General features: G+C 68.1%; 1 protein-coding gene. It reads left to right on the top strand.

Translation table 11 applies throughout. The annotated features are described in order from the left end of the window. Nucleotides 1-448: polyprenyl synthetase family protein (locus I6F38_RS43375; protein ID WP_225164713.1), on the top strand; the 448-nt coding region annotated here is incomplete at both ends.

Below are 448 nucleotides of genomic sequence, written 5' to 3'. Positions count from 1 at the left end.
ACCTCCACCCTGCTGCACGACGACGTGGTGGACGAATCCAGCCTGCGCCGTGGCCGCAGCACCGCCAACGCACTGTGGGGCAACGCGCCCAGCGTGCTGGTCGGCGACTTCCTGTACTCGCGCAGCTTCCAGCTGATGGTCGAGCTGGAGCGCATGCCGGTGATGCAGATCCTGGCCGACGCCACCAACCGCATCGCCGAGGGTGAAGTGCTGCAGCTGCTGCACGTGCACAACCCGGATACCGACGAAGCCGCCTACCTGCGCGTGATCGAGCGCAAGACCGCGGTGCTGTTCGCCGCCGGCACCCGCCTGGGCGCGCTGGCCAGCGGCGTGGATGAAGCGACCCAGCAGGCCCTGTTCGACTACGGCATGCACCTGGGCTACGCGTTCCAGATCGCCGACGACGTGCTGGACTACTCGGCCAACGCCGAGGAGCTGGGCAAGAACC

It is taken from the genome of Bradyrhizobium sp. BRP56 (genome assembly GCF_020194035.1).
GTDB classification, from domain to species: domain Bacteria; phylum Pseudomonadota; class Alphaproteobacteria; order Rhizobiales; family Xanthobacteraceae; genus Bradyrhizobium; species Bradyrhizobium australafricanum.
Note: the sequence above shows the minus strand (reverse complement) of the source record. Positions and strands in the feature narration are given on the sequence as shown.